Below are 9283 nucleotides of genomic sequence, written 5' to 3' on the forward strand. Positions count from 1 at the left end.
TGCACGGCCGAGTCTCCACCATCGCCTGAGAGGAGCTACGTGTGACGGACATCCAGCTCGAAGCGGGTTCGTTGATGGGCCCGGAGCAGCGCCGGCGAGCCTGGGAGCGCCTGGGCAGTGAGCAGTTCGACGTGGTGGTCATCGGCGGTGGCGTCGTCGGGGCGGGCAGCGCCCTGGATGCCGCCACCCGCGGACTGAAAGTCGCGATGGTCGAGGCCCGGGATTTTGCCTCGGGCACCTCCAGCCGCAGCTCGAAGATGTTCCACGGCGGACTGCGCTACCTGGAACAACTGGAGTTCGGCCTGGTGCGGGAAGCACTGCACGAACGTGAGCTGTCGTTGACGACGCTGGCGCCGCACCTGGTCAAACCGCTGCCGTTTCTGTTCCCGCTGACCAACAGATGGTGGGAGCGCCCCTATGTGGCGGCCGGGATCTTCCTCTATGACCAGCTCGGCGGCGCCAAGTCGGTGCCCGCCCAGAAACACCTCACCAAATCCGGGGCGCTGCGGCTGGCGCCCGGCCTCAAACGCAGCTCGTTGATCGGTGGTATCCGCTACTACGACACCGTGGTCGACGATGCCCGCCACACCATGACCGTGGCCCGTACCGCGGCCCACTACGGTGCGGTGGTCCGCACTTCCACCCAGGTGGTTTCGCTGCTGCGCGAAGGGGACCGGGTGGTCGGCGTGCGGATCCGAGACTCCGAGGACGGGGCGGTGACCGAGGTGCGCGGCCACGTTGTGGTCAATGCGACGGGCGTGTGGACCGACGAGATCCAGGCGCTGTCCAAGCAGCGTGGCCGGTTCCGGGTCCGGGCGTCCAAAGGTGTGCACGTGGTGGTCCCGCGCGACCGGGTCGTCAGTGAGGTCGCGATCATCCTGCGCACCGAGAAGTCGGTGCTGTTTGTCATCCCGTGGGGGACCCACTGGATCATCGGCACCACCGACACCGATTGGAATCTGGATCTGGCACACCCGGCCGCCACCAAGGCCGATATCGACTACATCCTCGATCACGTCAACACCGTCCTGGCCACCCCGTTGACCCATGAGGACATCGACGGTGTGTACGCCGGTCTGCGTCCGCTGCTGGCCGGTGAGAGCGAGGAGACCTCCAAGCTGTCGCGCGAGCACGCGGTCGCGTCCCCGGCAGCCGGTTTGGTGTCGATCGCCGGTGGCAAGTACACCACCTACCGGGTGATGGCAGCAGACGCGATCGACTTTGCCGCACAATATATTCCGGCCCGGGTGGCGCCGTCGATCACCGAGAAGGTGCCGTTGGTGGGCGCCGACGGATACTTCGCGTTGGTCAATCAGACCGAACACGTCGGTGCCAGGGTCGAACTGCACCCCTACCGGGTGCGCCACCTGCTCGACCGCTACGGATCACTGATCGACGAGGTGCTGGCGCTGGCCAAGGAGAAGCCGGAGCTGCTGACGCCGATCACGGATGCCCCCGTCTACCTCAAGGTCGAGGCCGCTTACGCTGCCGCCGCGGAAGGGGCGCTGCACCTGGAGGACATCCTGGCGCGGCGGATGCGGATCTCGATCGAGTACCCGCATCGCGGTGTCGACTGTGCGCGGGAGGTGGCCGAGGTGGTGGCGCCCATCCTGGGGTGGAGTCAGGCCGACGTGGACCGGGAGGTCGCGACGTACATCGCGCGGGTCGAGGCCGAGGTGCAGTCGCAGACCCAACCCGACGACGAGTCCGCCGACGCGCTGCGGGCAGCCGCTCCGGAGGCGCGCGCCGAGATCCTCGAACCTGTGCCGCTTAATTGAGGCGGCTGCCACCGCTTCCCGTGCGGGACGGTCTGGGGCCGGCGCGGGTTCGGTTGCGCGGCGGCGCGGTGCTGGTCGAACTGGCGGACCGCTTCGGGGAGGCCGCCGCGGCGAAGGTGCTCGGCGGCGAAGTTGTCGATGCCGACGGCGTGGTGGTGACGGCGACGACGGTGCTGCCGCCGGGTGCGTTTGTGTACTTGTATCGAGACCTTCCGGTCGAAGTGGAGGTGCCGTTCGACATTCCGGTGCTGTTCCGGGATGACGATCTGGTGGTGGTCGACAAACCGCATTTCCTGGCCACCATGCCGCGGGGGCGCCACGTCGCGCAGACCGCGTTGGTGCGGCTGCGGCGGGATCTGAGCCTGCCGGAGCTGAGCCCCGCGCACCGGCTGGACCGGTTGACCGCCGGCGTGTTGCTGTTCACCACCCGGCGGGAGTTGCGTGGCGCCTATCAGATGCTGTTCGCCCACGGTGCGGTGCGAAAGTCGTATCTTGCTGTTTCGCATGGAATTTCGAGTGTCGAGCTGCCGACGGTGTTGCGCAGCCGGATCATGAAACATCGCGGCATACTGCAGGCGGTACAGGAGCCAGGGGAGGTGAATGCGGTCACCGAAGTGGAAAGCCTTGGCGGGGACCGGTATCGACTCACGCCGCGCACCGGGCGCACGCACCAGCTGCGGTTGCACATGTCTTCCATCGGTCTCCCGATCTCGGGTGATCCGTTGTATCCCAGCATTATTGATGTCCCCGCCGATGATTTTGGCACTCCGCTGCAGCTTCTGGCGCATCGGCTCGAGTTCGACGACCCGATCACCGGCGCGGTGCGGACGTTTGACAGCAACCGCACCTTGTCGGTCACCGGTGCGGGGACGTAGGTCTTGACCCGGACCGTGACGGGTGGTCTGGTTAGGGTCCCCTCAACTGCTTTGGAAGGTGCGATATGCGGACGGCGCTCGGTGCGGTGACGGTTCTGATGACTGGTGCGTTGATCGGGGCCGGTGTCGCGACGGCGGAGCCGACACCGCCCACCCCCAGTAGTGACCAGTTGCAGGCCCAGTTGCAGAAAGTCCTCGATCGCGGCATCAGCGATGACGAGCGTGCCAGTGAGCTCGCGGGTGGCCTGGCCGCGGTGCCGACGGCAAACAACATCGCCGGGGTGATCGATCAGTACAGCTCGATGATGTCGTGGCGGGTCGAAAATGCTTCGCGCAACGGCGATCAGGTTGATGCGCAACTGGCCGTGACCATTCCGATCTTCGGGACCAAGACTCATCAGATCTACTGGGTGAACCAGGACGGGGCGTGGAAGTTGAGCAACCCGTCGGCGTGTGTGATCGCCACCCAGGTTGCCGGCACCACCTGCACGGTCTGAATCTTTTTACGGTGATCGGGTGCGCTGACGCACCGCGTGCCGGACGATAGAAGGATGTTGACAAAGCTGGGGTGCGTGGCCGCCGCAACGGTGATGCTGGGCGGCCTCGGCGTGGTGAGCTCAGCTCCGGCGGGTGCCATTTGTGGATCCGTCGGAGGCAGATACGTCGATGTGTCCGGATGCTCTGACCCGCTGTCCGAACTCAACGGTGTGCTACCTGCGCTCCCGCCACCACCGCCGCCGCCTCCGCCACCAGGAGCGCCGCCACCACCTCCGCCACCGCCACCTCCGGTGTACGTGCCGCCGGCACCGAATGTGAACGTGTGTGCCAACGTGGGCAGACGGATCAGCATCAGCGGCTGTATCTAGGACCTCCGACGCCCGCGCCTCATGTGGGTGAGCCAAGGTGGGTCCGGCGCTGAATTCAGCGCTGGCAGCGGGGGCACCAGTAGGTGACCCGGTCGCCGTCCTTGTCGGTTTTGATCGCTGTCCCGCAGCGCCGGCAGGGGCTGCCCGCCCGTCCGTACACCCACAGGTCCTTGCCGCGGTGGGTGTCGCCGGTGGTGGTGCGATTGACCCTGGAACGGTTGGCCCACAGCATGGTCTGTGCGCGAGCGGCCAACCGTAGCGGGTCGCCGACAGTGCGGACAGCGGTGGTGGGTCTCAACCCGAAGACAAAACTGAGCTCATTGGCGTAGACGTTCCCGACGCCGGCGAGGTTGCGCTGGTCCAGCAATGCTTCGGCGACCGGACGGTCCGGGTCGGACATCAGGTTGGCTGCGGCGGTTTCGGCGGACCAATCGTCACCGAGGAGATCGGGACCCAGGTGTGCGACCGCCGACAGATCCGCGGACCGGTCCAGGATCTCCAGCACCCCCAAGTCCACCCCGTAGGCAACGCTGTCGGCGGTGCCCAGCACGATCCGAACCTTGTGGGCGGGGGTGCGGAGCCTGCCGATCTGCCAGCTGCCGTCCATTTTCAGATGCGAGTGAACGCTGGCGGGTCCCACCCGGATGAACAGGTGTTTGCCCCGAGCGAGTACCTCGTCGATCACGTGGCCGCGCAGATCTGCGGTGGCAAAGCGCGGCACCCGGATATCGCAGCGGGTGAGCGTTTTACCGCACAGCGCCGTTCGCAGCTTCTCCGCGGTGCGGTAGACGGTATCGCCCTCCGGCATGACGCCAAATTACTCCGCGCCCGGACCCGTGTTCACGGGTCCGGGCGCGGAGTGCAAGCCTGACTGCGGTGCCGGTTCAGCTCACCAGCTGCCGATGGGCGGATCGAAGACGAACTTGCCGTTGGCTTCCAGGTTGAACGGCGACGCAGTGGTGCCGGCGACGGCCTTGGTCGAGTCCCTGACGTCGCCCTGGGCATTGATGGTCCCCGACGAGGCCGACCGGCTCTCGCCGAGTCCACGCGCCTGGCCGATGGCCGTCGCACGCAGGGAGTTGTCGTCGATGATCAGAGCCTGGCGGCTTGTCACCTGTGGTGTGGGCGCCATCTCTTCGACGTCGGCGGCAGCGGTGGCGCTACCCAAGCTCATGAATGCGACGGCGACGGCGCACGAGCCGAGGCCCAGTGCCGTCAATCTCTTTCCGTGTGACATCAATGCATTGAAATTCTCTGCCATCGCGGGCGTCCCTTCTCCGGGCAGGTGTTGATATCGGCAACACTGCGCAGTCAGAAAGATACCGACCATCGGGTCGCGACGCCGCGCCGCAAGGGTGATTCCCAACATGCTCACAGGGAGTCCCCAACAACCACGCATATTCGGTGCAAAAAGAAGACGCCGTCCCATCCAAATTTATTGACTCACAGGAATATTCCAGGGTTTGACCAGGAGAATGGCAGGCTGGATCAGGTCGACGCGCACCGGGTGTGGGTTGCTTGGTCTGGTTGGTGTCAGGTCTGTGGTGGTCGGCTCAGCGGCCGGCGATCGGCGAGACGAGCCGCCAAGGTGCTGGTGAGGGTGAAGGGCGGTGCGAAACGGGGGGATATGTTGTCACCCAACGGTTTACCGCTGGCGCAATGTGGCTGGAGGTGCTGGCGAGGCGTGTGGTGGTCGACGTATACGGTCCGTCTTGTCTCAAAAGCATTGTGATACACAGTGATAACAACAAACCCGGCCAGTTTGTGGCGCGGTCCGACAGTGGTCGCTGTTCACGCCGGGGAGGATCGCCAGGTGCGCGACGGCGCTGACGCAGCGGGGCAGGCCCCGGTGACGGCGGCCGGATTGTGAGTCGATCCGGCTGAACAATCGTGGTGACGTCTGACGGGGTGTGAGAGATCGACGGCGCGCGGGGGTGGTTTCGGTGCGCGTCCGCGGTGGTAGGGCCGCGGCCGGTGATCTCATTGCTTGCTACAGTGCCAGGCGAGACAGTTGGGAATCCGGTGAGAACCCGGGACTGACGCGCAACGGTATAGGCCACTTCAGGCCTGAGTCCGACCGCCGGCGGCCTCGGCATTGTCGGGTGGCCCCGCGAATGGGCCTCACATGAAGGAATCTCACCGTGCGCTATCTCGCCGTGTTGCTGGTCCCGCTTCTCGCTTTGGTCGGCTGTGCCAAAAGTGACGACCCGGCGCCGGTGGTCGACAACGCTGCCGCAGCAGAAGCTGGGCGTACCACCTACCCGTTGACCATCGACAACTGCGGTGTCGAGGTGACTTTCGACGCTGCGCCCGAGCGGGCCGTGTCGCTGTATCAAGCGTCCACCGAGATCCTGCTGTCGCTGGGGCTTGCGGACAAGATGGTCGGCACCTCGACCTGGTTCGACCCGGTGCTGCCGGAGTTGGAGGCCGACAACAACACGGTGCCGCGCCTGGCCGACAACGATCCGTCGCTGGAGGTGGTGCTCGACACCGCGCCCGACCTGGTGACCTCGGCCAGTGCGCACACGTTCACCCCGGCCGTCGTCGCCGAGCGCAGCCGCTTTGCCCAGCTCGGCATCCCCACCTACCAGTCGCCGTCGGTCTGTGTCGGCGCGGAGGTCAAGGGCGAGGACGTGACTCGGGTGGAACCCCTGCGAATCGACACCCTGTTCCAGGAGATCACCGAACTTGCCGAGATCTTCGACGTGCAGGATCGCGGAGCAGAACTGGTCGCTTCGCTACAGCAGCGACTCGACAAGGCCATCCCCGAGAACACGCCAGACCCGCAGCCCACGGTGGCGTTCTGGTTCTCCGGGGTGAAGGTGCCCTACATGGCCGGTTGCTGCTCGGCCCCGGGCATGTACGCCGAGATCGTCGATGCCGCCAACGTCTTTGCCGACTCCCGCCAGGATTGGCCGGAAATCAACTGGGAGACAGTGGCAGACCGGAACCCGGACGTACTGGTGCTGGCCGACCTGAGCCGCAAGCGTATCGAGGGTGACTCGCTGGAAACCAAAAAGCAGTTCCTGGAGACCAACCCGGTGACCAAGAACATGACCGCCGTGCAGGAACAGCGGTATGTCGTACTGACCGGTTCCGAGTTGGATCCCGGAATCCGCGAGATCGACGCCATCGAGAAGCTGGCCGCGGGGCTGGACCAGAACTGACGTTCAGTCGCGGTCGCTGCGCACCGGTGTGAGCGCGTCGACGATGACGGCGGCCATGCGTTCGAACAGCGCGCCACTGCGTTTGCTGTCGGCGCGGGACACGCGTAGCAGCGCGGTGCCTTCGTGTAGGGCGAGGATCGCGTCGGCCAGCTCGCCGGCATCGGTGTCCAGTCGTCGGCCGGTCGCTTCGGCCACCTCGGTGATCAGGTCGCTCAGTTTGCCGGCCGAGCGGGCGCGATGGGCGACGAAGTCGGCGCGCACCGCGGCGTTGCGCGCGGCGTGCACCGTGAACTCGGCAAGCGTCAGCGGCCAGTTGTCGCCGCCGGAAGCGCCACCGGCGACATGGTTGAGCAGTGCCGGCACCGCGTCCACGTCCTTCGGGGTGGTCTCGAGAACGCGGTGTAGCTCGCTGAACATGTCATCGGTCTTGCGGTCGTAGATGGCAAGGAACAGTGCTTCCTTGGTGGGGAAGTTCGAGTAGAACGCCCCCCGGGTCAAGCCTGCCGCGGCGGTGATGTCGTGGATCGAGGCCTGGTGGAACCCACGTTCGAGGAACGCGGTCAACCCGGCGTCGAGGACCGCCGCAACGGTCACCGGCCGGCGTTTGGTCGGTGATTTGGGCATGTGTGTGGGTTTCCTTTTCTGTGATGGCACATCAGCCGGCCCAGTGTGACGGTACTTACCGCAGGTCTGGATCCGCCGCCACCTCGGATACAGTGTGTATCCGATACGGAGTGTATCCGTTTATGTGTGGCAAGCGGACGAGGAAAACATCACGATGAGCAAGCATGAACGCGGCGAAACGCTGCTCGAGGGCTTACGCGACGCGGTCTCGCCGCGCACCCTGATCCTGGGGATGGGCGTGCTCCTGCTGCAATTCGGCTTCATCCTGTCCTACATCGGCGCGTTTCACTCACCTACGCCGCAGCACATTCCCGTAGCGGTGGTGGCGCCCGCGCAGGTGTCCGAGTCGGTGATCGGCCGCATCAATGCGCTGGACGGGCAACCACTCGAAGCCACTGCGGCCACCGACGAGGAGAGCGCCCGCAGTGCGCTGCGCTCGGCGGCCACCTCGGCGGTCTACGTCATCGATCCCAACGGAACCGATGACCGGCTGCTGATCGCGTCGGCCGGTGGTACCTCGGTATCCGGAGCCGTCGAGCAGATCGTCGACCGCATCGCCCGATCCGAGAACCGGACCGTGGCCGTCGATGACGTGGTGGCACTCGAGCCTGGTGATGCCCGCGGGCTCAGCGGTTTCTATCTCGTCATCGGGTGGGCCGTCGGCGGCTACCTGTTCGCCTCGATGCTCGGAGTCGCCAAAGGCGCTCGGCCCGCGACGTTTCCGCGCGCAATCTGGCGTCTGGGCGCCACCGTCCCCTACAGCCTGGCTTCGGGCATCGGTGGCGCCGTCGTGGCCGGTCCGGTGTTGGGGGCGCTGACAGGTCACCTGTGGGCGCTGGCCGGGATCGGGACCCTGGTGGTTCTCGCGGCCGCGACGGTGACCATGGCGTTCCAGATGTTGTTCGGCACCCTGGGAATTGCTCTCACGGTCCTGCTCTTTGTGATCTTGGGCAATCCCTCGGCCGGTGGTGCGTACCAACCGGCATTGCTGCCGCCGTTTTGGCGCGCTCTGCACGGGGTGTTGCCCAACGGTGCCGGCACCGATGTCGTGCGCCGGATCGTCTACTTCGGTGGTGAGGGCATCGGCGGACCGATAGCGGTCCTGGTGGCGTGGTCGGTCGCCGGGATCCTGCTCTCACTGGGCGCATCGGCACTGGCGAGTCGGAGACGGATGCGCGTGGTCGCACAACATCGCCGCGATCTGCACGTCAGATCGATGGGCCTGGTCGCCGCGAGCTGATCAGCGTAGCCGCAGACCCCTTGGCGTCCGGCTGAACCCGGCTGCGGTCAGCGCCGCCGCCACCGCGGCATGATCTGCCGGCGCCGCCGGATCCAGCACGGAGGCGCCGTTGATGCGCTCCACCAACAACCCGTCGACGCGTCGATCGGTGACCAGATCGGCCAGGGCCGCTGCCGCCGCATTGAGGGTCTGGCCGTCGCCGGTGAAGCTCAGCAGGGACCGGCCGCCGCGCTCGAGGAACCACGCCAGCTCACCGTCGACAATCGCCACCAGCGCGCCGGCTTTGCGGCCCGGTCGGTGCGCGGTGTCGGCATCTCCGGTGCGCGCCGGCCAGGGCAAGGCCGCACCGTAGGGATTGGCCGGGTCGGTGGCGGCGAGCACCACTGCAAAGGCATCCCGGTGATCGTCGTCGACGGTATCGGCATAGCTGCGCAGCCGGTCGACGGTGCCGGCGGTGGCGAACTGGGCTCCGCCGAGCGATTCGACGAAGTAGCCCCGCTGGCATTGCCCGGCGTCCTCGAACCCCGAGAGCACCTTGTAAAGCGTGGCGAATCCGCCGGGCAGGTTCTCGCTGGCGACGGATCCCTTGGTGAGAACGCCGTAGCGGCCCAGCAGCAGATCCGCCGAGAAATGGGCCCGCAGGGTGGAATCAGGTTCGGCGGCAGGCAGTGCCGACCAGCGCCCGGCGACGGTCGGGTCGACCGCCCTGGTCTGCGGATGCGCCACGCTGTAC

General features: G+C 66.3%; 10 protein-coding genes and 1 riboswitch. Of the genes, 6 read left to right on the top strand and 4 right to left on the bottom strand.

Annotated elements, in window-relative coordinates; genetic code table 11:
- Nucleotides 1-74 precede the first annotated feature (74 nt).
- The 4 genes from WBB07_RS13460 (at nucleotide 75) to WBB07_RS13475 (ending at nucleotide 3519) form a co-directional block, all read left to right on the top strand.
- Complete coding sequence (locus tag WBB07_RS13460; protein WP_526308440.1) at nucleotides 75-1778, top strand: glycerol-3-phosphate dehydrogenase/oxidase; 1704 nt, start codon at nucleotides 75-77, stop codon at nucleotides 1776-1778.
- Nucleotides 1775-2653 (top strand): pseudouridine synthase, encoded by an 879-nt coding sequence (locus tag WBB07_RS13465; protein WP_526308416.1) that lies wholly within the window; start codon nucleotides 1775-1777, stop codon nucleotides 2651-2653. The genes WBB07_RS13460 and WBB07_RS13465 overlap by 4 nt, the downstream gene beginning before the upstream one ends.
- A 65-nt stretch (nucleotides 2654-2718) precedes the next feature.
- Entirely contained in the window at nucleotides 2719-3150 is a 432-nt protein-coding gene (locus WBB07_RS13470; protein WP_526308418.1) for an MTB12 C-terminal domain-containing protein, read from the top strand.
- Between the two features lie 54 nt (nucleotides 3151-3204).
- Entirely contained in the window at nucleotides 3205-3519 is a 315-nt protein-coding gene (locus tag WBB07_RS13475) for an RNA-binding protein (RefSeq protein WP_526308420.1), read from the top strand.
- Nucleotides 3520-3574: 55 nt separating this feature from the next.
- Here the strand turns inward: WBB07_RS13475 and nei2 are convergent, their stop codons facing one another.
- Both nei2 and WBB07_RS13485 read right to left on the bottom strand, forming a co-directional pair.
- Nucleotides 3575-4327, bottom strand: coding sequence for an endonuclease VIII Nei2 (nei2, locus tag WBB07_RS13480; protein WP_526308422.1), 753 nt, complete (start codon nucleotides 4325-4327; stop codon nucleotides 3575-3577).
- An 81-nt stretch (nucleotides 4328-4408) separates the two neighbouring features.
- A complete protein-coding gene (locus WBB07_RS13485; protein ID WP_526308424.1) occupies nucleotides 4409-4780 on the bottom strand; it encodes a hypothetical protein in 372 nt (123 codons plus the stop codon).
- Between the two features lie 694 nt (nucleotides 4781-5474).
- Nucleotides 5475-5615: riboswitch (cobalamin riboswitch) on the top strand.
- A gap of 45 nt (nucleotides 5616-5660) precedes the next feature.
- Between WBB07_RS13485 and WBB07_RS13490 the strand changes: the two genes are divergently transcribed.
- The gene (locus WBB07_RS13490) at nucleotides 5661-6686 is read left to right on the top strand and encodes an ABC transporter substrate-binding protein (RefSeq protein ID WP_526308426.1); all 1026 of its coding nucleotides are present in this window, start codon (nucleotides 5661-5663) and stop codon (nucleotides 6684-6686) included.
- Nucleotides 6687-6689: 3 nt separating this feature from the next.
- On the opposite strand, the gene WBB07_RS13495 is transcribed toward WBB07_RS13490, so the two are convergent.
- A complete protein-coding gene (locus WBB07_RS13495; protein ID WP_526308428.1) occupies nucleotides 6690-7310 on the bottom strand; it encodes a TetR/AcrR family transcriptional regulator in 621 nt (206 codons plus the stop codon).
- Between the two features lie 154 nt (nucleotides 7311-7464).
- On the opposite strand from WBB07_RS13495, the gene WBB07_RS13500 reads away from it, so the two are divergent.
- On the top strand, nucleotides 7465-8550 hold the full coding sequence (locus WBB07_RS13500; protein ID WP_526308430.1) for a DUF3533 domain-containing protein: 1086 nt from the start codon (nucleotides 7465-7467) through the stop codon (nucleotides 8548-8550).
- On the opposite strand, the gene WBB07_RS13505 is transcribed toward WBB07_RS13500, so the two are convergent.
- On the bottom strand, nucleotides 8551-9283 hold a 733-nt coding region (locus tag WBB07_RS13505), incomplete at its 5' end, for an Lhr family helicase (RefSeq protein WP_526308432.1).

Origin of the sequence: Mycobacterium sp. (genome assembly GCF_049647605.1) — a bacterium.
In the GTDB taxonomy this organism is placed as follows: Bacteria; Actinomycetota; Actinomycetes; order Mycobacteriales; family Mycobacteriaceae; genus Mycobacterium.

What these genes read in the sequence shown, in the direction of transcription:
- WBB07_RS13460 (WP_526308440.1), top strand. Translation starts at nt 75, where the DNA reads ATGGGCCCGGAGCAGCGCCGGCGAGCCTGGGAGCGCCTGGGCAGTGAG.
- WBB07_RS13470 (WP_526308418.1), top strand. Translation starts at nt 2,719, where the DNA reads ATGCGGACGGCGCTCGGTGCGGTGACGGTTCTGATGACTGGTGCGTTG.
- WBB07_RS13475 (WP_526308420.1), top strand. Translation starts at nt 3,205, where the DNA reads ATGTTGACAAAGCTGGGGTGCGTGGCCGCCGCAACGGTGATGCTGGGC.
- nei2 (WP_526308422.1), bottom strand. Translation starts at nt 4,327, where the DNA reads ATGCCGGAGGGCGATACCGTCTACCGCACCGCGGAGAAGCTGCGAACG.
- WBB07_RS13485 (WP_526308424.1), bottom strand. Translation starts at nt 4,780, where the DNA reads ATGGCAGAGAATTTCAATGCATTGATGTCACACGGAAAGAGATTGACG.
- WBB07_RS13495 (WP_526308428.1), bottom strand. Translation starts at nt 7,310, where the DNA reads ATGCCCAAATCACCGACCAAACGCCGGCCGGTGACCGTTGCGGCGGTC.
- WBB07_RS13500 (WP_526308430.1), top strand. Translation starts at nt 7,465, where the DNA reads ATGAGCAAGCATGAACGCGGCGAAACGCTGCTCGAGGGCTTACGCGAC.